The organism is Roseobacter sp. MH60115 (assembly GCF_015644665.1).
GTDB lineage: Bacteria > Pseudomonadota > Alphaproteobacteria > Rhodobacterales > Rhodobacteraceae > Roseobacter.
Genome location: NZ_JADOBQ010000004.1, coordinates 316,672 through 341,913, shown reverse-complemented (window position 1 = coordinate 341,913; position 25,242 = coordinate 316,672). Strand labels below are relative to the sequence as shown.

At 57.6% G+C, this 25,242-nt stretch carries 25 protein-coding genes; 10 read left to right on the top strand and 15 right to left on the bottom strand.

Annotated elements, in window-relative coordinates; genetic code table 11:
- Nucleotides 1-32: 32 nt before the first annotated feature.
- Together flgC and ISX84_RS14710 are read right to left on the bottom strand one after the other, a co-directional pair.
- Complete coding sequence (gene flgC / locus ISX84_RS14715; protein WP_195821133.1) at nt 33-425, bottom strand: flagellar basal body rod protein FlgC; 393 nt, start codon at nt 423-425, stop codon at nt 33-35.
- A gap of 13 nt (nt 426-438) precedes the next feature.
- Nucleotides 439-837 carry a FlgB family protein gene (locus tag ISX84_RS14710; RefSeq protein ID WP_195821325.1) on the bottom strand — a complete coding sequence of 133 codons (399 nt, stop codon included), beginning with the start codon at nt 835-837 and terminating at the stop codon, nt 439-441.
- Between the two features lie 81 nt (nt 838-918).
- Here ISX84_RS14710 and ISX84_RS14705 point away from each other — a divergent pair, with 81 nt between their 5' ends.
- Nucleotides 919-2,295 (top strand): FliI/YscN family ATPase, encoded by a 1,377-nt coding sequence (locus ISX84_RS14705; protein WP_195821132.1) that lies wholly within the window; start codon nt 919-921, stop codon nt 2,293-2,295.
- A gap of 867 nt (nt 2,296-3,162) precedes the next feature.
- On the opposite strand, the gene ISX84_RS14700 is transcribed toward ISX84_RS14705, so the two are convergent.
- From ISX84_RS14700 to ISX84_RS14675, 6 genes are all read right to left on the bottom strand, one after another.
- Entirely contained in the window at nt 3,163-4,461 is a 1,299-nt protein-coding gene (locus ISX84_RS14700) for a DUF1217 domain-containing protein (protein WP_195821131.1), read from the bottom strand.
- Nucleotides 4,461-4,865, bottom strand: coding sequence for a flagellar biosynthesis repressor FlbT (flbT, locus tag ISX84_RS14695; RefSeq protein WP_195821130.1), 405 nt, complete (start codon nt 4,863-4,865; stop codon nt 4,461-4,463). The genes ISX84_RS14700 and flbT overlap by 1 nt, the downstream gene beginning before the upstream one ends.
- Nucleotides 4,862-5,233 (bottom strand): flagellar biosynthesis regulator FlaF, encoded by a 372-nt coding sequence (gene flaF, locus ISX84_RS14690; protein WP_195821129.1) that lies wholly within the window; start codon nt 5,231-5,233, stop codon nt 4,862-4,864. Before flaF ends, flbT begins: the two co-directional genes overlap by 4 nt.
- 69 nt (nt 5,234-5,302) lie before the next feature.
- Nucleotides 5,303-6,637: a flagellin gene (locus ISX84_RS14685; protein ID WP_195821128.1), complete on the bottom strand. Its 1,335-nt coding sequence runs from the start codon at nt 6,635-6,637 to the stop codon at nt 5,303-5,305.
- 210 nt (nt 6,638-6,847) lie between these two features.
- Nucleotides 6,848-7,207, bottom strand: coding sequence for a flagellar biosynthesis protein FlgN (locus ISX84_RS14680; protein ID WP_195821127.1), 360 nt, complete (start codon nt 7,205-7,207; stop codon nt 6,848-6,850).
- Nucleotides 7,197-7,478 carry a rod-binding protein gene (locus ISX84_RS14675; protein ID WP_195821126.1) on the bottom strand — a complete coding sequence of 94 codons (282 nt, stop codon included), beginning with the start codon at nt 7,476-7,478 and terminating at the stop codon, nt 7,197-7,199. Before ISX84_RS14675 ends, ISX84_RS14680 begins: the two co-directional genes overlap by 11 nt.
- A 194-nt stretch (nt 7,479-7,672) precedes the next feature.
- Between ISX84_RS14675 and ISX84_RS14670 the strand changes: the two genes are divergently transcribed.
- Together ISX84_RS14670 and ISX84_RS14665 are read left to right on the top strand one after the other, a co-directional pair.
- Nucleotides 7,673-8,944, top strand: coding sequence for a flagellar hook-length control protein FliK (locus ISX84_RS14670; RefSeq protein ID WP_195821125.1), 1,272 nt, complete (start codon nt 7,673-7,675; stop codon nt 8,942-8,944).
- A gap of 11 nt (nt 8,945-8,955) precedes the next feature.
- Nucleotides 8,956-9,645, top strand: coding sequence for a flagellar hook capping FlgD N-terminal domain-containing protein (locus ISX84_RS14665; protein ID WP_195821124.1), 690 nt, complete (start codon nt 8,956-8,958; stop codon nt 9,643-9,645).
- Here ISX84_RS14665 and ISX84_RS14660 read toward each other — a convergent pair.
- Genes ISX84_RS14660 through ISX84_RS14640 form a run of 5 tightly spaced genes read right to left on the bottom strand, consistent with a single transcriptional unit; the run spans nt 9,623 to nt 14,934 of the window.
- Complete coding sequence (locus ISX84_RS14660; protein ID WP_195821123.1) at nt 9,623-10,951, bottom strand: NAD(P)/FAD-dependent oxidoreductase; 1,329 nt, start codon at nt 10,949-10,951, stop codon at nt 9,623-9,625. The two genes, ISX84_RS14665 and ISX84_RS14660, sit on opposite strands and share 23 nt — an antisense overlap.
- Nucleotides 10,948-11,766: an ABC transporter permease gene (locus ISX84_RS14655; RefSeq protein WP_195821122.1), complete on the bottom strand. Its 819-nt coding sequence runs from the start codon at nt 11,764-11,766 to the stop codon at nt 10,948-10,950. Before ISX84_RS14655 ends, ISX84_RS14660 begins: the two co-directional genes overlap by 4 nt.
- Nucleotides 11,763-12,638, bottom strand: coding sequence for an ABC transporter permease subunit (locus tag ISX84_RS14650; RefSeq protein ID WP_195821121.1), 876 nt, complete (start codon nt 12,636-12,638; stop codon nt 11,763-11,765). Before ISX84_RS14650 ends, ISX84_RS14655 begins: the two co-directional genes overlap by 4 nt.
- Before the next feature lie 31 nt (nt 12,639-12,669).
- Complete coding sequence (locus tag ISX84_RS14645; protein WP_195821120.1) at nt 12,670-13,797, bottom strand: ABC transporter ATP-binding protein; 1,128 nt, start codon at nt 13,795-13,797, stop codon at nt 12,670-12,672.
- 54 nt (nt 13,798-13,851) lie between these two features.
- A complete protein-coding gene (locus ISX84_RS14640; protein WP_195821119.1) occupies nt 13,852-14,934 on the bottom strand; it encodes a polyamine ABC transporter substrate-binding protein in 1,083 nt (360 codons plus the stop codon).
- 159 nt (nt 14,935-15,093) lie between these two features.
- Here ISX84_RS14640 and ISX84_RS14635 point away from each other — a divergent pair, with 159 nt between their 5' ends.
- From ISX84_RS14635 to ISX84_RS14605, 7 genes are all read left to right on the top strand, one after another.
- Nucleotides 15,094-15,792: a GntR family transcriptional regulator gene (locus ISX84_RS14635; protein ID WP_195821118.1), complete on the top strand. Its 699-nt coding sequence runs from the start codon at nt 15,094-15,096 to the stop codon at nt 15,790-15,792.
- A gap of 69 nt (nt 15,793-15,861) precedes the next feature.
- On the top strand, nt 15,862-17,259 hold the full coding sequence (locus ISX84_RS14630; protein ID WP_195821117.1) for an aspartate aminotransferase family protein: 1,398 nt from the start codon (nt 15,862-15,864) through the stop codon (nt 17,257-17,259).
- 226 nt (nt 17,260-17,485) lie between these two features.
- Entirely contained in the window at nt 17,486-18,586 is a 1,101-nt protein-coding gene (locus tag ISX84_RS14625; RefSeq protein WP_195821116.1) for an ABC transporter ATP-binding protein, read from the top strand.
- Nucleotides 18,587-18,704: 118 nt separating this feature from the next.
- Complete coding sequence (locus ISX84_RS14620) at nt 18,705-19,817, top strand: extracellular solute-binding protein (RefSeq protein ID WP_195821115.1); 1,113 nt, start codon at nt 18,705-18,707, stop codon at nt 19,815-19,817.
- 70 nt (nt 19,818-19,887) lie between these two features.
- Nucleotides 19,888-20,175, top strand: a complete 288-nt coding sequence (locus ISX84_RS14615; RefSeq protein ID WP_195821114.1) for a DUF1330 domain-containing protein — start codon at nt 19,888-19,890, stop codon at nt 20,173-20,175.
- On the top strand, nt 20,176-21,816 hold the full coding sequence (locus tag ISX84_RS14610) for an ABC transporter permease (RefSeq protein WP_195821113.1): 1,641 nt from the start codon (nt 20,176-20,178) through the stop codon (nt 21,814-21,816).
- A gap of 2 nt (nt 21,817-21,818) precedes the next feature.
- Entirely contained in the window at nt 21,819-22,997 is a 1,179-nt protein-coding gene (locus ISX84_RS14605; protein WP_195821112.1) for an ABC transporter permease, read from the top strand.
- A gap of 78 nt (nt 22,998-23,075) precedes the next feature.
- Here the strand turns inward: ISX84_RS14605 and ISX84_RS14600 are convergent, their stop codons facing one another.
- Together ISX84_RS14600 and ISX84_RS14595 are read right to left on the bottom strand one after the other, a co-directional pair.
- Complete coding sequence (locus ISX84_RS14600) at nt 23,076-24,371, bottom strand: lytic murein transglycosylase (RefSeq protein WP_195821111.1); 1,296 nt, start codon at nt 24,369-24,371, stop codon at nt 23,076-23,078.
- Between the two features lie 113 nt (nt 24,372-24,484).
- Nucleotides 24,485-25,204, bottom strand: a complete 720-nt coding sequence (locus tag ISX84_RS14595; protein ID WP_195821110.1) for a helix-turn-helix transcriptional regulator — start codon at nt 25,202-25,204, stop codon at nt 24,485-24,487.
- Nucleotides 25,205-25,242: the final 38 nt, after the last annotated feature.

The window sequence follows — 25,242 nt, the reverse complement described above, 5'->3', positions numbered from 1 at the left end:
TCGAGCAGCCCTTCAGGCTTCCTCAGTCGTGATTAGTTCCTCAAAAGGTCCATCAAACCGCTGGACATTTTCCGTGTCTGTTCAAACACTTTCAGGTTGGCTTCATAGCTTCTCTGCGCTTCGCGCGCGTCACCGAGCTCGATCATCAAATCGACGTTTGAGCTATCAAAGTAACCATCATCCCCTGCCATCGGATGCGCAGGGTCATACACCCGTTCGAGTGTTGATCGATCAAGTTGCACGCGTCCCGTTTCAACCATCGAAACGCCATTTCCAGCATTGAATGAGGTTTCAAATGGGACGAGCTTACGCCGATATCCGGGGGTGTCTGCATTGGAGATATTCTCTGCCAAGTGACGCAAGCGCGTGGCTTGGGCTTTCAAACCGCTGGACGTGACGCTGAGTGCTTTTGCGAAATCGTTCATGATACGTTCCCTTTTACTGGCGGCTCAATGTGGCGCGCAGGATGCCAAGTGAAGACTTGTAAATGGCCAGGGCACGGTCATGCTGGCGCTTGGCGTCAAGCGACTTCAGCATTTCACCTTCAAGCGAAACGGTATTGCCATTGGGTGATGCAATGGCATCTTCGTCAATTGTCGGATCAGCGGGCTGCCCGCTCACCGCGCCGTGCAGATGAAGGGAACGTGTCGCACGTTGGTTGACCGCGTCACCGAGAGACGCGTTGCTTCTGTATGTTTCTGCAAAGGGGGCAACATCGCGCGCCTTATACTCAGGCGTGTCAGAGTTGGCGACATTCTGCGCGGCAACTGCTTGCTTCTGGCCCGCGTGTACGGCCATGGCATGGGAAATCTTGAAGACTTCTAAATTTTTGAACATCCGGGCTTCTCCCTCGAACGGTTTCATCAAGGCTTAACTCTGATTCCTTTAGAAAGAGTGTGCGAATGCCAAAGGATTGCCATGAACCAGCCAATTCCCTTCGACGGGCTGACCGCCCAGATCACTGAATTGAACCCGGTGCGCGCTATTGGCCGTGTCACCCGCGTCGAAGGCGGGGTGATCCATGTCGCTGGTCTTGCCGGCAAGGCGCGCATCGGCGATCTTGTCGTTGTTTATCGCCAAGGTGAACCGCTGTCGGGAGAAGTGCTACAACTGGATGGAGATCTGCTTGTCCTGTTGCCCGATCAGGCGCCAGACGGCGTTGCGCTGCAAGATCGAGCGGCCTTGCTGGAGGCGCGGGGGATTGCGCCGTCAAACGCATGGGTTGGCCGTATCATAGACCCGTTTGGCAACCCACTCGACGGTAAACCACTGCTGAGAGGTGCTGCAGCGCGGGCGTTGCGCCGCGCCCCACCCGATCCGGGCGCACGGCGGGCCTTGGGAAAGAGGTTGAATACAGGAATGGCTGGCTTGAACACCATGCTTCCCATTGTTCAAGGTCAGAGAATCGGCCTTTTTGCCGGTTCAGGTGTTGGTAAATCCAGTCTCCTCGGGCACCTGGCACAAAACATGACAGCAGAAATTGTCGTCATTGCAATGATCGGAGAGCGCGGGCGCGAATTGCGGCATTTCATTGAAGACGTGCTTGGCAAGGAAGGGTTGAAGCGGGCAATTGTGGTCTGTGCCACTTCCGATCAATCCCCATTGATACGGCGCCGATGTGCCTGGGCTGCGATGTCGGTCGCCGAGCATTTCCGCGATCAGGGGAAATCGGTTCTGTTACTCGCCGATTCGATCACCCGTTTTGCCGAAGCACATCGCGAAGTTGCAGTGGCGGCCGGTGAAGCCCCTGTTTTGCGCGGTTTTCCTCCATCGACCGCACATCTGATCATGTCGCTTTGCGAGCGCGCCGGTCCTGGTCAAAACAGTCAGGGTGATATCACCGGTGTCTTCAGTGTTCTCGTAGCTGGGTCCGACATGGATGAACCGATCGCTGATATCTTGCGCGGCGTTTTGGACGGACATGTTATCCTTGATCGCGGAATTGCCGAACGTGGTCGCTATCCCGCGATTGATGTCTTGAGGTCCGTATCGAGAAGTTTACCGAACGCGGCCACCGAACAGCAAAACACTCTGATTGCGAAAGCGCGACATCTGCTTTCAGTCTATGACAACAACGCAATGATGATCCGCGCTGGTCTGTACTCCACAGGCAGCGATCCTGAAATCGATGCGGCTGTGCAGATTTGGTCGGATCTAGACGGGTTCTTGGCAAAAACTGAGCGACAAAATGTTGAGAACAGCTTTGCTCAACTGGAACTAATTCTTAGGCGCGCACGCATTCCAACCATCTCAACAAATGTCGGACCGGTCATGAGGCCGACACCAGCAGCTTGAGCTGGAGAGAGGTGCTGTCTGAATCGGGCGATGAGGTGCAAGAAAGTTCGATAAGCGCGCAAGAATAGGTGCTCTCTCTGGAGGCTCCATGCGAAAGCACATCCCAAGTGCCAAAAAAAGTGCTTGTGAGCCAGTTACATGAGACACGGGCTCGAAGAGTACCGAGAGCACAGCTAAAGTCAGCAGCTCCGATTTAAGGTGCGACCGAACAAAGCGCCAGAAGCTATGTGATCTGGAGCGACGAATTGCCAGGTTTGAGTCTCCACGTCCTTCCATCCGGCAAACCTACGTATGTGACTCAGCATCGGTCACGCAAGGGATCCGGGCATTGCTCCAATGGCTCCATCGGCATCCGGATTCCGAGACCACCCGGCGCGAGGCGCGGTGCTTCCCGGTTCGTCAAATAGGAGGGCTGTCCTAAAACTGCACCGCGGAAGGAAAGGCAAAGTCTTATTACCAAGGAACTTCGCGAGAAGAGCATCGCCGAAATGACAGATGACCTCATTCTTGGGAAGGGCGATCTCTTTGAGGAATGCCACGAAGGACGCAACCGGTATCGGTTGCACTCTTAGCACATATGACATCGTTCCGCTGCTCGGTACACGGCAGTCAAAGACACAACCAAAATAGTACGGTTCGTTGGGCGCTGTTGCAGAGAATCCCTTGCGCCTCCTCATTTCGGTCCCGCCACTTTACCTCTGCCTTCCGAGGCCAGCAAGCTGTGCAGTTAAGCGATTGTTTCTCAATATGTTCCTGCTGATTATGCAAGCTTTACAGCGATCAAACTATCCGACCAAACTCTTGTTTCGCCGTGTTTTAGCATCCTCAGCAATCGCTAGATTTGACAACCGACTTCAGCGTTCGCAGTTATGATCGGAGAAGGGTGAGAGCTAATGAAGCCGACGTGGCCCCACTGTTGAAGGAAGAAAGCTGAGATCGCACCACGTACTGCGTGATCAATTGATCCAACGCCTCTGGATCGGAAAACTGATTTACCTCATTGCTTCCAAAAATGGATTGTGCGCGCTCTTTGAAAACGGTCAGCTGCTGATTGATATCGATTTGTCCGAATTCACTTGGTAAATTCAGCGCAGTCTCAAAAAGGCTACGAAGCGGTGGCTCACCCATAATAGTGAACCATTTTGCATCGTTCGACATATCATCTGAGTTGAATGGTTCCAGTTCGAACTGACCATTTACCACCGTAACCGGCTCGTCGTAGGTTACATCGCTGGGCCATTCGAAGTTCTGCTCAATGTATCGATCGGTAATCCGCTCAGGAAAATCGATTTTGCGCGCCTGAAAATCCTCGGCAATACCGAAGCCAAAAGCACGAGAGAGCTCGACATAAGCTGGACTATCCAGCTCATTGGCGAATGCGACAACGGAGATACTACCTTCCTCCAAAACCTGTTTGATTTTCTCGCGCTCCGGACTTACCGGCGTTTCGACAGTTGGTTCGAACGAGGCAATGGCCTCATAGTCGTCATGCAGACCAAACGCGCCGAGCGTCATTTTGAGAAGCCGCGGATCATCGAGCAAGTCATCTGGTGTTTCAATCAAGCCGATGTTGTCTTGGTAGTATTCAACGTCATCAGCAATGGATGAAGCAAAGTCCAACACGGCTGCAGATACAGCCTCTGCCGCGAGACGCTCAACTGATTTCTGTGGCGGACTTGCCAAGTCTCCTAAAACCCGTTGCGCGTAAAGCGCGACTCTCATCGAATCGTCTTGTTGACCAGCCGATACTTCGAAACTGGCTTCACGAAATCGAGCTACAATGCTTTCAGCAAATCCATCTTTTCCAATTTGCCGGTCCTCGCCTGGTCCTAAGCCAAAGGCTTCCGAAAACTCTTTGTAGCGACTATCGGAAAATCTGTTTGCCAGAGAGTCCTCGGCAGTTGTCCCTTCATCCAAGATTTTTTGGATAAAAAATCTGTTCTCGATATCATCTTGAATACCGAAAGCACCAAGTGCAACTTCGAGCAATCTACGATCAGAGGTCAAGTCTTCAGCAGTCTTGACCTTGTTGATGTTCTCAAGAAAATAGTCGGTGTTTCTAGTAAGTTGGGCGGAGTTTGAAAAACTCTCTAACTGAGAATCATATGTTCTCTGCAGAAATCGCCAGCCTGTCAGGCCTGTGGAGGGAATGACGGGCGCAAACATCAGTTCATCCTCGCAGCCAAAAGTCGTTCCTCGCGTGGAAGCAGCGCCCGCAGTGATTTGAGCGCGCGGTAGTGCTGCTTCTCGACAACGCCGCGCGTAGCTTCCGCGAGTACATTGCGACTGTCTGAGTCAGTGAAGACCTGGCTCAGTTCCTCGATTTGACGGAGCAAAGGAAGATGCGCTTCCTCCGGGCTTTTATCGCCAGACAGAACCAATTGCATTGCAAAACATACTCTTTTTACTGGCGTTTTTGCATCCTCTGGATGGATTGCATCACGCAGTCTCAGAATATTTGCGCCGGGCGTCATGATTGCCAGCCGACTGCGTCGATCGCCATTTTCAATAACCACACCGTTTATCAAAACGCGCTCTTTCGGGCTCAGCTTCAACACAAGACCACTCATGGCGTATCTCCTTGCTGTTTGAGACCGCCCAGGATCATCGCGTTGATCTCCAAGAGCGGGACAGCTGTCTCTTGTTTACGCAGTACTTTCTGCGTGTGCAGCCGCGTGAAATCGGCCAAGTAGACAATCCGGGCGCGCAATTGATCCGGAAGAAGGTTGTTTTCGTCTATCACGTCGACAGCAAGTGCTGTCCACAGCTTGTTGTTTTCGTACAGTGCTTCTGCCAAGGCTGGGAAATCGTTAGATTTGATCGCCTTCTTCAAACGGTGAGAAATGCGAGCAATAACTTCGTATTCTGCACTGCGTGCCGTTCTGGTCGGAGCCGCTGCTGGCGCATATGCGCTTTGGGCCTGTGCGTAAGCGTTCACGATGCAACCTTCACTAAAAACTGGAAATTAGGTTCAGGGGCGCGAAAGACCGCGCCCCTGAGGTATCGCTTAACGGAAGAGCGACAGAATGGTCTGCGGTGCCTGGTTGGCAATCGACAGCGCCTGAACACCCAGCTGCTGCTGTGTCTGCAGCGCCTGAAGCTTGGCCGAGGCTGCTTCCATGTCCGCATCCACAAGAGAACCGATACCAGAGGTAAGCAGATCGCTCAGCTTACTCACGAAATCGGCTTGTGTGTCGATTTGACGACCAGCCGAACCCAGCTGCGCCGCGGTATCGATCGACGTCTGGATCAAGCCTTCAATTGCAGCCAAAGACAGTTCAGCCTTTTCGCTGGTCGTTACGTCGATAGCACCAAGCGTGGCAAGATCACCGCCTGCTGTATGCTGGGCAGTTGCAGACGCCGGAGCAATTACGTCCACTTGGAAGCTGATTGCTGCTGCGTCCACGCCACCATCGGCCAGAGTTGCAGACAAGCCATCGTCGGTGACGCTCAGAGTGAGAGTCGACAGATCGAGTTCGTTGCGGATGGCGTATGCATCAAATGCAGCTTTCAGACCTTCGCCAATGTCACGAGCGGTGTCGCCTTCTTTTGCAACATAGAGGATCGCGTTCGGGTTTTCGCCGATAACTTCTGCTGCAGTATCGAAGTCACTGTACGCAATACCACTACCAGTCGTCGCACCAGTACTGTCGGTGCCTGCAATTGTCAGGCTGAACGCTGTACCGCCTGTATTTGCTACGTTGGTACCAGTCGCCTCAATGTCGATAGCTGTAGCGACTTGCGTGTTGACGTTTGTCGCTGCTGTACCACCTTGGGCACCGCCTGCGACAACGGTCGCAGCTGACAAGCTAACTGCGTTTGTTCCGAGATTTGCACGATCTACCGAGATTTCACCAGTGGTAACATTACCACTGCTATCACGATCAAGCGAAGACAGGATATTGGAAGTCTGTTCTTCTGTTGTGCGACCTGAGTCGTTCAGAAGATTCAAACCATTGAACTGGGCCGCACCCACAATTGACGAAATCTGATCAGTCAGTGCCTTGATATCGGTCTGGATCTTGGAACGATCCACATTCTCTTCCTGAGAATTGACGATCTTCGCTTTCACTTCCTGCAGCAGATCCGTGATTGTCTCCGCCCCATTCAGCGCGACGCCCACAGTTGCCTGACCAAGGGCCAGCGAGTCAGAAATGGCTTCGAAACCAGCGACATCGGACTCCATAACCTTGGAGATCGCCCAAACGGCCGCGTTGTCCTTGGCGCTTTCCACAGTTTTACCGGTGGAGATTTCGCTTTGGACCTTGCCCAGGTTCATGTTGATGGATTTCAGGGTCTGCAGCGCGACCATTGCGCTGTTGTTGGTAAGAATGCTCGACATAAGCATGTTCCTTTGATCATTCACGCTTTGCGTGGATTGTGCCCCCGGCGTCTTCACGCGGGAACGAAACTGTCTTTCTGACCAATGCAATCGCCTATATCTGACGACGCGCCACCCGACCTCGGATGCAGCGCCAACATGCGCGGACAAAGGCTAATGACTACTTAAGCCGGCCAGCCCCTGTCGTTCTGTTTTTATTCAAATCCTGCCTCAGGCACGTTTTTCCACCGCGCCATCGGGGGCCACGTCGATCGTGTGACGTTCACCCTTTTCGTCGTAGGTTTCGAGTGAACTGCGGACCCGCCGCAACGCCGAGAGCCGGCGGGCCACGGTCCGGATCCCTTCCAGCGCACTGTCCAACAGCGCTTGATTGCGCATGACCTTGGCGTTCAAGGCTTCCAGAGGATCCCGATCCGCTTCTTCCAAAGACGCAAGCTGGTCAATCAGCGATTCCTTGCGTTCCAGAAGACGACCTATTTCGTCGAGGTTCCCGGCCAGCAGGGCTTCCCGCTCGGCATCCAGAACATCGTCCAACGCGTCGATCACATCCTCAAACCGTTCATTTGTCATTTTGTCTCTCCTTCAATGCGTGAAACAGTGATTCGCTTAAACCGATGCCGCCAGCCTTGACCATTTGCATCGCTTGTTCCTGCAGCAGAAAAGACCCGAACTGATCCTCTCCGGCCCCCCCGCCGAAATGGTCACTGGTTTTGCCTAACCCTGCGGATTTCAACATTTCTGCCAGAAAGCTTGCCTCAAGTTTTTGCGCAACTTCACGCAAGGCCTGATCCTGGTGAGATGTGGTCGTCGGCTGTGATCCAACCGGGGGTATTGCTGGCATGACAGGTGTCTCCAATTGCAACTATTTTTTCGGATCATGCGGCAAACCGGTAAAGATGCGGTAACCAACTGCGGTCATAAAGCGCGCATTACGTGGAAGAAATCCCGGAGGCGCCCGTGCTTGAAATCCTATCCGTGCAGCCATCTGCAAAGGCCAATCGCACTGAAAAGTCATCCGCCATGGATGAGACAAAAATGAAAACCGAACGGGATCAGTCCGAACCTGATTTCGAGGCGGCGTATACATCTGATACTGAGAACGAGACCAAGTCGGCGACAGATGAAGACGCATCGCGCAGCCAGGCGGCGGAGGAGAAGTCAGCAAAAACCGAAAAGTTGCCGGAGGCCGTTGACGAAGATGTCGACACACTCCCGGCTTTCGGGGCTGAAAGCGCGGTAGAAGAAGAGATACCCGTTGAACCGCCAAAATCTGGCGCAGGCGAAAAGACTGCGGCGGAGGCGCCCTTGCAGAAAAAGAGCGCGGCGACCAGTGAGCTTGCCTTCGCGCAGCGCATCGCGATCGAGCAGAAAGCATCCGAGACTAAAAACGCTGCACCGACTCCTCCACAAGTTGGTGAAAAACAGGCGAATGTACCGCCAGCCGGTGCTCAGGCAGGTAACGGCAATGTTGCGCCAGCCGAGACCGCTGACACAACGACACCGTCAAAAACCATCGCTGGCCAAACGGATGCGGATCCTGTCGCCTCTAAAGCACCACAATCCGGCACCGCACAAACATCTGCGCCCGCCACACTTGTCACGGCTGCGCCTCAGAAAAAGACCGATGGCGAGACACTTGCTCCACGCGCAGAAGCGCGCGCGAATGCTGATCCGGACCGAGATCGGACACCCCGAGACGTCGCCGCGCCTCAGAAAGCAAACGCCACGCCAACCGCGGCGGTGAAAACCGCAACGGTTCAGACATCGCAGCAACCGATCATGCCGCTGACGGCTCACGCGGACACCACTGCATTTGATGTGTCGATGTCCCCGGTGGGTGAGGTGGACACGCCGTCTTCATGGGATCCGCGCAACGCCGCACCCGCCACTCTTGCACAGACACTGTCCCGGCCGGAGACGCCCGGCATGATTGGCCGTCAAATGGCTGAGGTCTTACAGCGCTTGCCTGATCGGCCAGTGGAACTCTCCCTCAATCCAGAGGAGCTTGGCCGGGTCCGGCTGAGTATCTCGACGGCCGAAGGCGGCATCACCGTGCATGTTCTTGCGGAAAGACCAGAAACGCTTGATCTGATGCGGCGGCACATTGACCAGCTTGGCCGCGAATTCCAGGCGCTTGGATACGAGAATATCAATTTTGCCTTCAACGAGGGACAATCTGAACAAGGCACCGGAACGAATAGCCACGAGAGCAATGCGCAGTCGGTAACCGGTGAGCGTGAGCAGCAGGAAGACCCAACCGTCCAAGTGACGATGACCCCGTCGACCGGGGTGGATTTGCGGCTTTAAGGAGAACCATCATGGAAGTCACCAACACCCAGGCAACGCAAACAGCCGCGCGCACCGCAGCTGCGGCGGAACAGTCCAATGCAGTCCTCTCGTCAGATTTTGAAACCTTCCTGCAAATGCTTACAGCGCAGGCGCGGTATCAGGATCCGCTGGAACCCATCGATTCCTCCGAATATGCGGCGCAACTTGCCCAATTCTCCATGGTGGAGCAGCAGGTTCTGTCCAACGATTTGCTGCAGGCACTGAGTGCGCAGATGTCCGCGGGCAGCATTTCAGAAATCGCAGGCTGGATTGGTATGGAGGCACGCACCACTGCGCCTGTCTCATTTGACGGATCTCCGATCACCGTGATTCCGGCGTCAGAGGCCGGTGCGGAAGAAGCTGTCCTGGTTGCCTACGACGCAGAAGGTGAAGAGGTGCACCGCAAGCAGATCGATGTCGGTTCCGACCCCGTGGAATGGGCAGGGATCGCAGAAGACGGAACAGAATTCCCGCCGGGTCTCTATAGCTTCAAGGTGGAAAGCCGCATTGCAGGAAAGACAATAGGCGTCAATGCTGGCGAAACCTATTCAAGGATCACAGAGGCGCGCCGCCAAGGCGCCGCCACCGTCTTTATTCTGGAGGGCGGATCTGCCGTAACGGCGGAAAATGTCTCGGCACTGCGCGAGCCCGCAGAGGCTACATCCGATCAGACAGCATGAGACCAGCATAGGCGGGCGGCATGATCGCCCGTCTCGCACGACCAAATGGGAACTTCGTCAGACGCCCCCGTATCGCAGCAGGATAGATCGCCGGATTTCTGCCGAGGATACAGTCTGCAAGGATTGAGCCAGCCAAGGTGCCCATCGCGACACCATTTCCATGATAACACATCCCGGCCCAGAAGCCTGAGGCCGGCGTGAGCTCTCCAACAAATGGCAGCCGGTTGCGCGACAAACATACCATGCCAGACCACATGTGCGTTGCCTCGACCCGCGCCCAGGCCGGAAACATTCGCGCAAAATCCCGCCTGATCCGTCGGCGTGCCCGGCTTTCGGCGGCCGCGCCGGTCATCAACCCACCCCGCATGCCAAACAGAAAGCGCCGATCCGGCATCAGCCTGAAGTAGTGCAAAAGGTGGCGTGTATCATAGCTCATCTGATCGCTATGCCATCCTTGTTTTTCGATCTCTGCATCGCTGAGCGGTCGCGTCACCAAGACATTGGATTGCCCCGGCATATAGCGCCCGGCGATTTCCGCTGGCAGATGCTCTGATGAGTATCCGTTGGTTGCGACGATCACATGCTGCGCAGTCACAGAGCCTGCATCGGTTTCCAATCGATGTCGCCGCACGGATGCCTGAAGCTGGCGAACGGGGCTGCGATGGTAAATCCGCGCGCCGGATGCAGCCCCTGCAGCCGCGAGACCCGTCAGGTATTTTAGCGGATTCAAACCAAAACCGATTGGGATGGTCAGTGCGCCGAAAAACGGACCGCCCAATCCAGCAGCCGCGAGATCCGATTTCTCGATCAGCTGCGATGAGACGCCGTAGTTTTCCTCTGTCCGGGCGGCTTTTTTACGCAGGTCATCCATGTCCTTGGGGCGATGCGCCAGTTCGGTTTCGCCCGTGGAATGCCGGTCCACTTCCAGACCCAAATCGTCGATCAGATCCGCCACAAGATCGACTGACACCTTTTCAGCCGCGCGAAACTCAAGACGTCCGGACGCGCCAAACCTCGCATCAAGGGCCGCATCATCCAGCATGCTTCCGCCCAAGCAGCAAAAGCCCCCGTTCCGACCGGAGGCGCCCCAACCGGGAAACTCTGCTTCGAGCACAACGACGTCAACACCAGCCTTGGCCAGATGAAGCGCTGCAGAGAGGCCAGTGAACCCGGCGCCGATGATGGCGACCTCAGCCGTCAGGGACCCTTGCACCGCGGGACGATCTGGTATCTCGCAGGTTTCATCCCACCAGCATCCCATACGCGGGCCGGGACCATAGGCATAGTCTGAAAAGATGCGGGTCATGCGGTGCGCGCCGCAGCCTGCTCATCTCTCTGCTGGCGCAGGCTGTTGCGTTTGGAAATCAGCGACGCGCTGATCACCCCCACGGTGACAATTCCGATCATGATGGTCGACAACGCATTGATTTCAGGCGAAACACCCAGCCTGACCGCCGAAAAAATCTTGATCGGCAATGTGGTGGCCGATGGGCCAGCGGTGAAGGAGGCGATCACCAGATCATCGAGGCTGAGCGTGAAGGCCAGCAACCAACCGGAAATCACCGCGGGGGCGATGATCGGCAGGGTCACCAGACGGAACGCATCGAAACTGGAACACCCCAAGTCAAGCGCCGCCTCTTCCAGGGATCGGTCAAAGGTCATCAGGCGCGAGGATACCACAACCGAAACATAACACATCGAGAACGTGGTGTGGGCGAGCACGATGGTCAGAACACCGCGATCCAACCCGATGCCGATAAAGAGCAGCAGCAGCGACAGCCCGGTGATCACCTCGGGCATCACCAGCGGTGCGTAGATCATCCCGGAAAAGAGAGTGCGCCCCAGAAACCGCCCTCCGCGCACAAGCACATAGGCCGCCATCGTGCCCAGAACGGTTGCGAACGTTGAGGAGATCACCGCAACCTTGATCGTCACCCAGGCCGCGTCCAGAAACGCTTCGTTCTGGAGCAACTCGCCGTACCATTTGGTCGAGAACCCTGCCCAGACGGTCACCAGTTTGCTTTCGTTGAACGAATAAAGGACCAGAATGACCATCGGCAGGTAGAGAAAGGCGAAACCCAACGTCAGCGACGTGACATTGAACCAGCTGAGCCTGTTCATGCTTCCTCCTCCGCCTGCCGTTGCTGGTTGCGCTGGAACAGAACGATGGGGATGATCAGGATCAGCAGCAGGATAACGGCAACCGCACTGGCCACGGGCCAATCACGATTGTTGAAGAACTCCTCCCAGAGCACCTTGCCGATCATCAATGTGCCCGATCCCCCCAGCAAAGACGGGATGACGAATTCCCCCAGGGCCGGGATGAAGACAAGGAAGCTGCCCGCGATGATCCCGTTTTTGGACAGGGGAATGGTCACCAGCCAGAAAGCCTGCAGCCGTGAACATCCGAGGTCTTCGGCCGCTTCGATCAAGGACCCGTCCAGCCGGTCGAGGGCCGCAAAGATCGGCAGGATCATGAACGGCACATAGGTATAGACGATGCCGATGTAGACGGCAGTCGTGGTGTTCAGGATGGTCAGCGGCGCGTCGATCAGCCCGGCCCACAGCAGGAACTGGTTCAGGAAACCTTCCTGGCTGAGGATGCCCATCCACGCATAAACCCGGATCAGAAACGACGTCCAGAACGGCAGGATCACCAGCATCATCAGCGTCGGGCGCCATTCTTCGGGCGCGCGCGCCATCGCATAGGCGATCGGATACCCCACCAGCAGTGTCAGAATGGTGGAAATCGCCGCGATACGGAGCGAACTGATGTAGGCTTTCCAATAAAGATCATCGGACGCCAGAAAGGCGAAGTTCTCAAAATCCAGAGCCGAAAAGAACGGGCCAACACCATCGCCCAGCGTCGGTGTGTACGGGGGGATTGCTAGCGCGATATCGGACAGCGAAATCTTGAAGACGATCACGAAAGGGATCAGGAAAAGAGCCAGCAACCAGGCATAGGGAATGGCGATCAGTACAAATCTCTGCATTGTCCCTCCCTTGCGCTGTCCATCTGCCTGCTCATTGCGCCAACAACACGCCCGCAGTCGCCGTCCAGGACACCCAAACCGTGTCTTCCCAGGTAAAGGTCCGACGCGATATGCGGCGGGTATTGGCAGTCTGCGATTTGATGATCTGCCCGCCGGGTAGCTCGACGTAGTAGGTGCTGAGATTGCCCAGATAGGCGATATCCAGCACCTTGCCCTGAACGGCGTTGTCGACATCCGCAGGCCGTTCGGCACTGATTGCGATTTTTTCAGGCCGTACTGCCAAGTGGCACGATTGCCCGTCGGTGAATGGGCGGTCGGATGCAGCGACAAGGGGCTGTTGCCCCTCCGCCCAAGAGATGTGATAGCGGTCCTCGCCCATTGGCGTTGACTGGCCGGCCACGATATTCACATCACCAATGAAATCAGCGACATAGACGCTTTCCGGCGCTTCATAAATCCGCTCGGGTGTCGCCACCTGCATCACTCTGCCTTCGTCCATGACCGCCACGCGGCTGGCGACGGTCATTGCCTCCTCCTGATCATGGGTCACGATCACGAAGGTGGTGCCGGTCTTTTCCTGAATGTCCATCAGTTCGAACTGCGTGGCCTGCCGCAGTTTTGCGTCCAGCGCGCCCAAAGGTTCGTCCAACAACAAAAGCTTGGGCGCCTTGGCAAGACTGCGGGCCAGGGCGACGCGCTGCCGCTGCCCCCCGGAAATCTGGTGTGGTTTGCGACGGGCAAATTTCTCGAGCCGGGTCAGCTTGAGCATCTCGGTCACCCGCGCGTCGAGATCATGTTTCGGCATGTTGCCGCGCCGCAGCCCAAAGGCGATGTTTTCATAGACGCTGAGATGCGGAAACAGCGCGTAGGACTGGAACATCATGTTCACCGCGCGCTTGTTCGGCGGCACGGCGGCGATGTCCTGCCCGGCCAGTTCGATGCTGCCCTCGCTCACTGTCTCGAACCCGGCGAGCATGCGCATCATCGTGGTCTTGCCGCAGCCAGACGGGCCCAGCAGCGCAAAGAACTCTCTTTCGAAGATGTCGAGTGTCAGGTCGTCGATGGCGACAAATTCGCCAAAGCGTTTTGTGACATTCTGAAACCGGATCAGCGGTTTCTCGTTGGGATCATCCCAAGGGGCAAAAACTGTTTCAGCCAATGGCGCATTCCCGAAAAAGGCCGGGCGCAGGACTGCCGCGCCCGGTTGTCTGGCTCATGTGCCCGATTTGATCCGGGTCCATGTCCGGGTCAGTGTGCGCTGTTCGCGCGGGCCCCATGTGGTCACCGTATAGAGGTTTTGCAGCGCCGCTTCATCGGGATAGATCGCCGTGTCGCCGATCACGTCTTCGACCAGAAATTCCTTGGAGGCCGCGTTGCCGTTGGCGTAGTAGACGTAGTTCGACGCATCCGCCATGTTCTGCGCGTCCATGATAAAGTTCAGGAAGGTGTGTGCGGCTTCCGGGTTGGGCGCATCGGCAGGGATGGCCATTTGGTCAAACCACATCAGCGCGCCTTCGTTCGGGGCGCTATAGGCGATCTCAACCCCGTTCTCGGCTTCGGCGGCACGGTCGCGCGCCTGAAGGATATCGCCCGACCAGCCAAAGGCCACGCAGATATCCCCATTTGCCAGTGCGTTGATGTATTCGGAGCTGTGGAATTTCTGAATATACGGGCGGACGGCCATCATTACCGCCTCCGCCTTCTCCAACGCCTCGGCATCCTTGGCGTCCGGATCTTCACCTACATAGGTCAGCGCGGCGGGGATCATCTCGGTCGGAGCGTCCAGGAAATGCACGCCACAGGCGGCCAGCTTTTCCATGTTGCCCGGATCAAAGATCAGGCCCAGTGACGCAATGGGGGCATCCGCGCCCAGTATTTCCTGCACCTTGCCGACGTTCACGCCAAGGCCCGTGGTGCCCCACATGTAGTTGATCGAATATCCGTTGTCGGGATCATACTGCTTTGTCCGCTCTTCGATCACGTCCCACATATTGCCGATGTTGGGCAGTTTCGACTTGTCGAGCGGCTGGAACACACCGGCCTGAATCTGACGGGCGAGAAAGGTGCCTGTCGGCACCACCACGTCGTAGCCCGAACCGCCCGCCAGCAGCTTGGTTTCCAGCACCTCGTTGCTGTCGAAAACGTCGTAGATGAGGTCGATGCCGGTCTCGGCTTCGAACTTTTCAAGCAGTGCTTCGTCAATGTAGTCTGACCAGTTATAGACCCGCACTTCATCCGCAAAGGTCGCCGTCGTGCAGAGCGCAAGGGCTGCGCCGCTCAGCATGAGCTTTCTCATTTCATACTCCCGTTGATACCGTCCGGGTTTGCCCCGGTTTCGGTGAATTTGATCAAGTTTTGCCCCATTCGGCAAGATGCTTTATGCTTTCACGCGATCACAGGCTGTGCAAGACATCAGACCTCATCGGCCAAACAGGAGGAGGGGCGGATCATAGAAGTGCTTAGAAATCCGGCATCCGACGCGCCGCCAAACGCGGCAAAACTGCCCGCCCATCAGCATGTCTACGAGTTGCTGCGCGCGCGTATTCTCTTTGGCGATCTGGCACCGGGGCAGGCCGTGACCATTCAGGGTCTGGTCGACGATCTTGATGCCGGGATGACGCCGGTGCGCGAAGCCATTCGCAGACTGATCTCCGGCGGGGCGCTGAGCATGCTGGGAAATCGGCGTGTGATTGTCCCGGAACTGACGGAGAGCTGTATAGAACAGCTTGATTTCATGCGGCAATCTCTGGAACCACAGCTGGCAAGGCTGGCCACGGCACGTGTGACAGACGAGGGTCTGAGCAGCCTCAAGGCGCAGGATGATGCCCTGAATACCGCAATTTCACAGGGTGATATTCCGGGATACCTGACCCACAATTACCAGTTTCACGCGACACTCTATGAGCTCGCGCAGGCGCCCATCCTGAGCGCCACGGTCGATCGGTTGTGGCTGCGTTTTGCACCGTCGCTGCGCGTTGTCTGCGGTCGCTACGGCACGCTGAACCTGCCGGACAAACACGCGGACCTGCTGGTGGCTTTGCGGGCCCACGATGCGGAGGCGGCGGCGACAGCCATGGCAGAGGACGTGCATCAGGGAATGCTGCAGATCCGGGCGTCCCTCGACACCGCTTCACCTGCCAAGCGATTCGATTGACTCTGGATAATTTGATCATATTCTGCGCGCACAGGCCACATGCCTCACTTTCCAACTGACAGGTGCCCCATGTCCGCAATCACCAACCACATGCCCACGGCGGAGCTTCAGGCGCTCGATGCAGCACACCACATGCATCCTTTCACCACGAATGACGAGTTGGCGGACAAAGGGGCGCGGGTCATCACGCGGGCAAAGGGCGTTTATCTGACGGATAGCGAAGGCAATCAGATCCTCGATGGCATGGCCGGTCTGTGGTGTGTGAACATCGGCTACGGGCGCAAGGAAATGGCCGAGGTGGCCGCCCGCCAGATGATGGAACTGCCCTATTACAACACGTTCTTCATGACCACGCATGTTCCGGCCATCGCTCTGGCACAGGAAATCACCAAGCTGGCACCAGAGGGGTTGAACCATGTGTTTTTCGCCGGGTCGGGATCAGAGGCGAACGATACCAACATCCGCATGGTCCGCACGTACTGGGCGGAGAAAGGCCAACCCGGCAAGAGCCATATCATCAGCCGCAAGAATGCCTATCACGGGTCGTCCGTCGGGTCGGGCTCCCTGGGCGGTATGAGCTACATGCACGCGCAGGGCGGCATGCCGATCCCTGGAATTCACCACATCAACCAGCCCGACTGGTGGGCCGAAGGCGGTGATATGACGCCCGAAGCCTTTGGTCTGGCCCGCGCGCAGGAGCTGGAAGCCAAGATTCTGGAGTTGGGCGAAGACAAGGTTGCCGCCTTCATCGCCGAACCGGTCCAGGGTGCAGGGGGGGTCATCGTCCCACCCGAGAGCTACTGGCCGGAAATCCAGCGTATCTGTGACGCCTACGACATCCTTCTGATCGCCGACGAAGTGATCTGCGGCTTTGGGCGCACCGGCAACTGGTTCGGCAGCCAGACCATGGGCATCCGCCCGCACATCATGACCATCGCCAAGGGGTTGAGTTCCGGCTACCAGCCGATCGGCGGATCGATCGTCTGTGACGAAGTTGCAGAGGTGATCGGTGCCACCGAATTCAATCATGGCTATACCTATTCCGGCCACCCGGTTGCTGCCGCCGTGGCGCTGGAAAACCTGCGTATCCTGCAGGAAGAAGACATCATCGAACGTGTGCGCACCGTTGGCGCACCGGCGCTGAAGGCAGGGCTGGAAAAGCTGGCCGAGCATCCATTGGTTGGCGGTCTGTCGATCAAGGGGATGATGGCGTCGCTGCCCCTGACACCGCATAAGGAAAGCCGCGCGAAATTCGCCGCAGACGCGGGGACCGTGGGATATATGTGCCGCGAGCGGTGCTTTGCAAACAACTTGGTCATGCGCCATGTCGGGGATCGGATGATCATCTCTCCGCCTCTGATCATCGAACCCGAGGATATCGATGTCTTCATGACCCGCGCCCGGACCGCGCTGGATGAAACCTATGCGCAGTTAAAAGAGCAGGACATGCTCAAACCGGCCTGCTGACGCCCGACACTCGATTCGCTGCGCTGCGGCTTGGCCGGAAATTCTGTCACTATGGCAGAAATTTGCAGCACGTCGGCTCAATATCAGGGCCGCATTCAGTCAAATCGCCTTGAATTCAAAATGATACCGCTCGCTGAGAGTTAAGCGCTTGCACCTGATCGGTTGCTTGGTGTTAGATTTGCGACAATCAGCGCGGAAAACCGCCGGACATAACGGGGAGCCACTCTTGGCCGACACTAGTAATGCAGACGCGTTCGTGGAATTCGAACGTGTGCAGAAAAGCTATGATGGCGAAAATCTCGTCGTCAAAGACCTCAACCTCTCGATGCCCAAAGGTGAATTCCTGACGATGCTTGGCCCCTCCGGGTCCGGGAAAACCACCTGCCTGATGATGCTGGCCGGATTTGAGACCGCCACCCACGGGGATATCCGTCTGGACGGGGTTTCGATCAACAATATCCCGCCGCACAAGCGCGGCATTGGTATGGTGTTTCAGAACTACGCGCTGTTTCCGCATATGACCGTGGCCGAAAATCTCTCCTTCCCGTTGGAAGTGCGCAAGATGGGCAAATCGGACCGCGAGGCCAAGATCACCCGTGCCCTCGACATGGTGCAGATGGGAAGCTTTGCCGGGCGGCGCCCGTCGCAATTGTCGGGGGGCCAGCAGCAACGGATCGCCCTGGCGCGCGCACTGGTGTTTGAACCTGAACTGGTGCTGATGGACGAACCGCTGGGTGCGCTGGACAAGCAACTGCGCGAAACCCTGCAGTTCGAGATTACCAAGCTGGCGCATGATCTGGGGATCACCGTGGTCTATGTGACGCACGACCAGACCGAAGCGCTGACCATGTCCGACCGCGTCGCGGTCTTTGATGATGGCCGCATTCAGCAGCTGGCGCCGCCCGACAAGCTCTATGAGGAACCTGAAAACAGCTTCGTTGCGCAGTTCATCGGCGAGAACAATACGCTCGAAGGCAAGGTCAAAGAGATCAAGGGCGGCACCGCGCTCATCCAGCTGGACAATGGCGAGTTGATCGACGCACAGCCGGTGAATGTCGCGGCTGCAGGGGACCGTACACGGGTCTCCATCCGCCCCGAACGGGTGGAGTACAACAAGGACCGCCTGAGCGCGGACGCCCATACCCTTCAGGCCGAAGTGCTGGAATTCATCTACATGGGCGACATCTTTCGCACGCGCCTGCGCGTGGCGGGCACCGATGAGTTCGTGATCAAGACCCGGAACGCCCCGGATGTGGAACGCCTGACCCCGGGACAGCAGATCGAGATTGGCTGGCTGCCGCAAGATTGCCGCGCGTTGGACGCCTGACGTCTAATGCGCGTGACCTGTCGTGCCCTTCACGGGCGCGATCAAAAGAGAGGCGGCGACCAAGCCCGTTGTCACCTGCCTCCGGACGATGAACGGGCGCACAAATGGGAGACTATCAATGAAACTGACCAAGACGCTTTTGGCCTCCACCGCACTGACGGTTGCGGCGGGTATGGCCAATGCCGACGGCCACATGGCCAATGAGATGACCATCGTCAGCTGGGGCGGTGCGTATTCCAACTCGCAGCAAAAGGCCTACCATGACCCCTATATGGAGGCGACCGGCATCAGCATCATCAACGATGAATCCTCGCCTGAAGCTGTCGCGAAACTGCGCGCGATGAACGAAGCGGGCAACATCACCTGGGATCTGGTGGATGTGGAAGCCGCCGACGCCATTCGTCTCTGCGACGAGGGGTTGGCGATGGAAATCGATCATGATGAGGTGCTTGCGCCCGCACCCGATGGTACATCGGCCTCCGAAGACTTCGGCGATACGATTGCATCGGATTGCTTCATCCCGCAGATCGTGTTCTCCACCACCTTCGGCTATCGCACGGATATGGTGCCGGAAGGTGTAGAGCCGCCAACCTCCGCCTGCGATGTGTTCGAGATCGAAAAATACCCGGGCAAACGCGCGCTGAACAAGCGCCCGATTGCCAACATGGAATGGGCCCTGCTCTGCGACGGTGTGGCCTATGAAGACGTCTATGACGTGCTGGAAACCGAAGAGGGTCAAGCCCGCGCCTTTGCCAAGCTCGACACGATCAAGGACCAGACAATCTGGTGGTCAGCCGGTGCGGAAACACCGCAACTGCTGGCCGATGGTGAGATCTTCATGGGCTCGACCTTCAACGGGCGTCTGTTCTCCGTGATCGCGGAGCAAGGTCAGCCGGTTGGTATGGCCTGGGACTGGCAGATGTTCGATCTTGACGGCTGGATCGTACCCACCGGTCTGTCGGATGACCGTCTGGCCCGCGTGATGGACTACCTCAAAGTGTCCACCGATACACAGCGCCTCGCAGATCAGGCCAAATACATCAGCTACGGCCCAGCACGCGCGTCTTCGGCACCGCTGGTCGGTCAGCACGCGGAACTGGGCATCGACATGGCACCGCATATGCCAACCGATCCCAACAATGCGGAAAATACATTCGTGAACAACTACGAATGGTGGGCGGATTATCGCGACGATCTGGACGCAAAATTCCAGGCGTGGCTGACGCAATAAGCCTGTTTAGGGACTGATATCACCGGCGGGGGCCGTGCATTGGCCCTCGTCACATCGAAAGGACAGACCAATGCCCAAAGGCTACATCATCGGCCATATCACCGTCACCGATCCGGAGGCCTACAAGGAATACGTGATCAAGGACACGCCCATTCTGGAAGGGCTTGGAGGACGTTTCATCATCCGCGGCGGACCGTCGGAAGTGATGGAGGGTGAAAGCCACGAGCGCCATGTGGTCATCGAATTCCCGTCGTATGAGGCGGCCAAAGCGGCCTACAACGACCCCGCCTATCAGGAAGTCATGAAAATCCGGCACCGCACCGCGAAAAGCACGATCATCGTGGTTGAAGGTGCCTGAATGACCGACGCGACGCAAGACAGCGGCCCGATGATGGCTGCCGATGGCACTACGCTGAAATCCAGCCTCAACCGGGCGCTGCGGCGGCAAAAGCTGCGTGCGCTGATGCTGATCGCGCCGCTGCTGATTTTTGTGCTCGTCACCTTCATCGCACCGATCGCGGATATGCTGTTCCGTTCGGTCGAAAACCAGATCGTTTCGGACACTTTGCCGCGCACAACCACGCTGCTGGCCGAGTGGGAGGGCGATGGGGGTGATCTCCCCGCGCCCGAGGTCTTTGAGGCGCTCTACACCGATGTCTTCATCGCGCAGGAGCGCAAACTACACACCCGGCTCGGCTCGCGTCTGAACTACGAACTGACGGGCGTCTCATCGCTGTTCCGCAAATCAGGCCGCAGGGTCGAGGACATGGGTGAGGTCTATCAGGACCAATTCGAAGACCTCGACAGCTTCTGGAAAGACAGTGAAAACTGGAATGCGCTGATGGGCAGCGACGACTGGTTTGCCGACCAGACCGCATGGGACGACAAAGCAGACACCCGCCAGCCGGCCTTTGAGCTGCGCGAGGGGATCGAAGACCTGTTGCCGCAGACCGCGGCGACTTTCGAGATATTCGCCGATTTTGTGCAGAACGAAGACGAGGACAACCTCGCCAAGGAAGACCCCTGGGCGCTGGTTTACTCCGCGCTCTACAACGACCTGATACAAGAGCCGGACGTCTCGGGCTACGCCGGTCCCGGTTCCGCCGAGTTGCTGGAAGCCATGGGCGCCGTCGGCACATTCGAAACCGTGGACTATCCGGCAGCTTTTGAGAAGATCGACAAGGACTGGCACAGCATTGACGTCTGGCAGACGATCCAGACCTACAGCCCGGATTTCACTTCGGGGTATTTCCTCAACGCTGTGGACATGAAGAAATCACCCGACGGGCCCGAAATGCGCCCTGATAACGAACAAATCTACATCAAACTCTTCATTCGCACGCTGTTCATGTCGCTGGTCATCACCGGCAGTTGCATATTGCTCGGCTACCCGGTGGCCTGGATCCTCGCCAACCTGCCCGCACGCACCGCGAACCTGCTGATGATCCTGGTGTTGCTGCCCTTCTGGACATCGCTGCTGGTACGCACCTCCGCCTGGAAAGTCATGCTGCAACAGCAAGGGGTGATCAACGATACGCTCGTCTGGCTGGGCGTGGTGGCCGATGACAGTCGCCTTGCGCTGATCAACAATCAGACCGGCACCATCATCGCAATGACCCACATCCTGCTGCCGTTCATGATCCTACCCCTCTACTCCGTGATGAAAACCATCCCGCCCAGCTACCTGCGCGCGGCGAAATCGCTGGGCGCCACGAACTGGACAGCCTTCTGGCGGGTCTATTTTCCGCAATCCGTGCCCGGGATCGGGGCGGGCTCGATCCTCGTCTTCATCTTATCCATTGGCTATTACATCACGCCGGAACTGGTGGGCGGCACGACGGGCACCTTCATCTCCAACCGGATCGCCTATCACATCTCCAGCTCGCTGAACTGGGGGTTGGCCGCAGCACTTGGGGCCATCCTGCTGGCAGTCGTGCTGGGTCTCTATTGGGCCTACGACAAGATCGTCGGCATCGACAACGTGAAGCTCGGAGGCTGACCATGGCTGCTTTGACCCCCATTTCACGTACGCCGGTATCCTTCTATGTGCCCGTGGTCGCGGCGGCCGGTGCGGTGGCCGGCCTCTTTGTCGGCACGGCGCAGGGCAGTTCCCTGATCGGCATCCTCATCGGCGCCATCCTCTTGGGCGCCATCGCCTTTCTGCTGACGCAAATCATCAAGGCCGAGGCACAGGGGCGGTGGGCGTTGACGGCCGTCTTTGCGGTGGCCGGGTTTTTGATGGGCGGACTGGCCGCAGGCATCATCGGGTTACTCTTCGGCTGGTTCTTTGGCTGGTTCACCTTCTGGCTTTTTGAAGGCCGATACCGCGCCTATGTCGCCCCCTACCTCACACCGGGCCAAGTGCTCTGGCACTACACATTCCGCGTGATCTGCGGCGCGATCCTGATCTTTCTGATCACCCCCATCCTCGTGGTGATGCCGCTCAGCTTCAACGCCGAGGATTTCTTCACCTTCACACCGGAAATGCTGCGCTTTGATCCCGCAGGCTATTCGCTGAAACACTACGAAGACTTCTTCACCAATTCCGATTGGCAGGGCGCACTGGCAAATTCGGTGAAAATCGCCCCCATGGCGACATTGCTCTCCGTCAGCTTTGGCACACTCGCAGCCATCGGCCTCAGTCAACAGCATGTCCCCTTCCGCCGCGCCATCATGGCGATCCTGATCTCACCGATGATCGTGCCCCTGATCATCTCCGCCGCGGGCATGTATTTCTTCTACAGCCGCATCGGCCTGCAAGGCACCTACATGGGTGTGGTGCTGGCCCACGCGGCCTTGGGCATTCCCTTTGTGATCATCACCGTCACCGCCACGCTTGTCGGTTTTGACAATTCGCTAACGCGGGCAGCGGCCAACATGGGCGCAGGACCGGTCACAACCTTCTTCCGCGTGCAGATGCCGCTGATCCTGCCGGGTGTCATCTCCGGTGGCCTCTTCGCCTTCATCACCAGTTTCGATGAAGTCGTAGTGGTGCTCTTCGTGGGCTCCGCCGGTCAGAAAACGCTGCCCTGGCAGATGTTCACCGGCCTGCGCGAGCAGATCAGCCCAACCATCCTCGCCGTGGCCACGATCCTCGTGATCGTCTCCATCGCCCTGCTCACAGTGGTGGAACTGCTGCGCCGCCGCTCGGAACGCCTGCGCGGCATGTCCCCCGCCTAAACGAAAACCACAAAGCCTTCATTGTTCCAAAAATATGCCCGCCGGAGGCGCAGGGTCCCACCCCGCGCCACAGCCAGCTTACCGCAGGCGTTTGAGCAGGCTCAGCGAGGCATACCCATCCTGCACCAGCCCCTGGCTGCGCTGATAGGCCCGCACCGCTTCGATGGTTTTTGGCCCGATCCGCCCGTCGATCCCTTGCGTGCTGAACCCGGCCCGTGTCAGGCGCTGCTGCATTTCCTTGCGCTCCGCAAAGGTCAACGCCCGATCCCCACGGGGCCAGCTTGCCTTGATCGACGGCCCGCCCTTGATCCGGTCACTGAGATGCCCAACGCCAATCACATAGGCATCCGCGGTATTATACCGCTCGATGACGCTGAAATTCTTGAAGATCATAAAGGCCGCCCCCTGCCCGCCCGCAGGCAGCAGGATCGACGCCTTGCCATAATTCGGCACCGTACGACCACTCATATCGACCACACCCAGCCGCGCCCACTGCCCGGGCGTCTTGGTGATCTTGCGGCTGGCCTGGGCATAGTTGAACCCGCGCGGCAGTTGCACTTCCACACCCCAGGGCTGACCTTTGACCCAGCCGAACCGCTTGAGATAGGCCGCCGTCGACGCCAGCGCATCTGACGGGTCGTCCGACCAAATATCGCGCCGCCCGTCTCCGGTGAAATCCACCGCGTAAGCGAGGTAAGAGGTGGGGATGAATTGCGTATGCCCCATCGCGCCCGCCCAACTGCCGGTCATGTTGCGCGGGCTGGTGTCGCCATTCTGCAGGATTTTCAGCGCGGCGATTAGCTGTTCTTCGAAAAACGCGCCACGCCGCCCGTCATAGGCCAGCGTGGCCAGCGACTGGATGATATCGTTCTTGCCACGATATTCGCCATAGGCGCTCTCCAGGCCCCAAACGGCAACCACAACCTCTTTTTCCACACCAAAGCGCGCCTCGATGGCGTCCAGTTTACGCCGGTGTTTCCGCAAAGCCGCCTTGCCATTCCGGATCCGGGTGTCTGACGCAGCACTGTCGAGATACTCCCAGATCGTCTTGGTGAACTCCGATTGATTGCGATCCCGGCGGATCACATCGGGATCGTATTGCACCCCCCGAAACGCCGCCTGCAAAGTCGAGGCACGAATACCCTGCGCCCGCGCACGACCTTCGAAACTGTTGATCCAACGCTCAAATCCCGGGTTGGACGCGACCTGCGTCACAGGTGTCGGGGTTGGCACCGCGTTTTCGGGACGCAGCTTCGGACGCAGCGCGGAGGCGACAACCGTCATTTGCCCAGCCGCTTGTGTCGGCTGCTCCGCCGGGCGCAATACCGGTCGCAAGGATTGTGCCGTGCCCGCTGCACCGACGCTTGTGCCCATCAATCCAGTTGCCAAAGCAACTGCGCAAAACGATCTTAACCGCATGATATGCCCTACTGCTGCTCATTATTGTTTCCAAAACTGTAGCGCGAGTCGGGCAAATTCGAAAGGATTCAATCGCTGGTTATGCGATCCTTCGCCATTTCTTCGACCTGGCAGCGGATAATTTCCAAGTGCGCGCGCAGCATCGGCACCCGGCGCGGTCGAAAACTGTGATCCGTCCGCTCGAATTTGCGCATTCGGTCCAGCCGGAACGTCCGGAAGGCCTTGCGCAGATGGCACCACGCCAGCAAAACATTGGATTTATCAAGATAAACCAGACCCAGCGGGTCCACCTGCCGCACGGTGTCAGCGCCGTTTCGGTCGCGATAGTCAAAACGCACGCTGACCTCGTCCCAGGTCGCGGCCCGCAGGGCGGCCACGTCGATCTCGATCTTGGGCAGGCTGACAAAACGGTGGGCATCCAGCACGGCATGTTGCAACCGATGCGCCTGTCGCGGTGGCACGCGCGCCTTGATCTTGGCAAGCGCAGACCGCGCCGCTTTGGCCAGCGCCGGATCGCCAATGACCGCCACATCGCGCAACCCCAGCACCAGGGCCTCCAACTCATCATCCTCGAACCCCAAAGGCGGCAGCGCGGCATCCTCGATCAGCGTATAGCCAAAGCCCGCCTCACCGTCGATCACCGCACCCATGCTGCGCAGCGCGTCGATGTCACGGTAGATCGTCCGGGGGGACATTTCCATCTCATCCGCAAGCTGGGTTGCTGTGACGGGAGGCGGCAGACGGCGCAGGGTTTGCATCATCTGGAACAGGCGGTGTGTGCGGCTCATGAGATTACTCTAGCACAAGTAGTGACAGAAATTGGCAG

Bases quoted from the DNA above. Each gene is read 5' to 3' on its own strand.
- ISX84_RS14685 (WP_195821128.1), bottom strand. From the start codon at position 6,637: ATGTCGAGCATTCTTACCAACAACAGCGCAATGGTCGCGCTGCAGACC.
- ISX84_RS14655 (WP_195821122.1), bottom strand. From the start codon at position 11,766: ATGAACAGGCTCAGCTGGTTCAATGTCACGTCGCTGACGTTGGGTTTC.
- ISX84_RS14665 (WP_195821124.1), top strand. From the start codon at position 8,956: ATGGAAGTCACCAACACCCAGGCAACGCAAACAGCCGCGCGCACCGCA.
- ISX84_RS14605 (WP_195821112.1), top strand. From the start codon at position 21,819: ATGGCTGCTTTGACCCCCATTTCACGTACGCCGGTATCCTTCTATGTG.
- ISX84_RS14650 (WP_195821121.1), bottom strand. From the start codon at position 12,638: ATGCAGAGATTTGTACTGATCGCCATTCCCTATGCCTGGTTGCTGGCT.
- ISX84_RS14595 (WP_195821110.1), bottom strand. From the start codon at position 25,204: ATGAGCCGCACACACCGCCTGTTCCAGATGATGCAAACCCTGCGCCGT.
- ISX84_RS14705 (WP_195821132.1), top strand. From the start codon at position 919: ATGAACCAGCCAATTCCCTTCGACGGGCTGACCGCCCAGATCACTGAA.
- ISX84_RS14660 (WP_195821123.1), bottom strand. From the start codon at position 10,951: ATGACCCGCATCTTTTCAGACTATGCCTATGGTCCCGGCCCGCGTATG.
- ISX84_RS14630 (WP_195821117.1), top strand. From the start codon at position 15,862: ATGTCCGCAATCACCAACCACATGCCCACGGCGGAGCTTCAGGCGCTC.
- ISX84_RS14700 (WP_195821131.1), bottom strand. From the start codon at position 4,461: ATGTTTGCGCCCGTCATTCCCTCCACAGGCCTGACAGGCTGGCGATTT.
- ISX84_RS14640 (WP_195821119.1), bottom strand. From the start codon at position 14,934: ATGAGAAAGCTCATGCTGAGCGGCGCAGCCCTTGCGCTCTGCACGACG.
- ISX84_RS14620 (WP_195821115.1), top strand. From the start codon at position 18,705: ATGAAACTGACCAAGACGCTTTTGGCCTCCACCGCACTGACGGTTGCG.
- ISX84_RS14600 (WP_195821111.1), bottom strand. From the start codon at position 24,371: ATGGGCACAAGCGTCGGTGCAGCGGGCACGGCACAATCCTTGCGACCG.
- ISX84_RS14675 (WP_195821126.1), bottom strand. From the start codon at position 7,478: ATGCCAGCAATACCCCCGGTTGGATCACAGCCGACGACCACATCTCAC.
- ISX84_RS14680 (WP_195821127.1), bottom strand. From the start codon at position 7,207: ATGACAAATGAACGGTTTGAGGATGTGATCGACGCGTTGGACGATGTT.
- ISX84_RS14710 (WP_195821325.1), bottom strand. From the start codon at position 837: ATGTTCAAAAATTTAGAAGTCTTCAAGATTTCCCATGCCATGGCCGTA.
- flgC (WP_195821133.1), bottom strand. From the start codon at position 425: ATGAACGATTTCGCAAAAGCACTCAGCGTCACGTCCAGCGGTTTGAAA.
- ISX84_RS14610 (WP_195821113.1), top strand. From the start codon at position 20,176: ATGACCGACGCGACGCAAGACAGCGGCCCGATGATGGCTGCCGATGGC.
- ISX84_RS14670 (WP_195821125.1), top strand. From the start codon at position 7,673: ATGAAAACCGAACGGGATCAGTCCGAACCTGATTTCGAGGCGGCGTAT.
- flbT (WP_195821130.1), bottom strand. From the start codon at position 4,865: ATGAGTGGTCTTGTGTTGAAGCTGAGCCCGAAAGAGCGCGTTTTGATA.
- ISX84_RS14615 (WP_195821114.1), top strand. From the start codon at position 19,888: ATGCCCAAAGGCTACATCATCGGCCATATCACCGTCACCGATCCGGAG.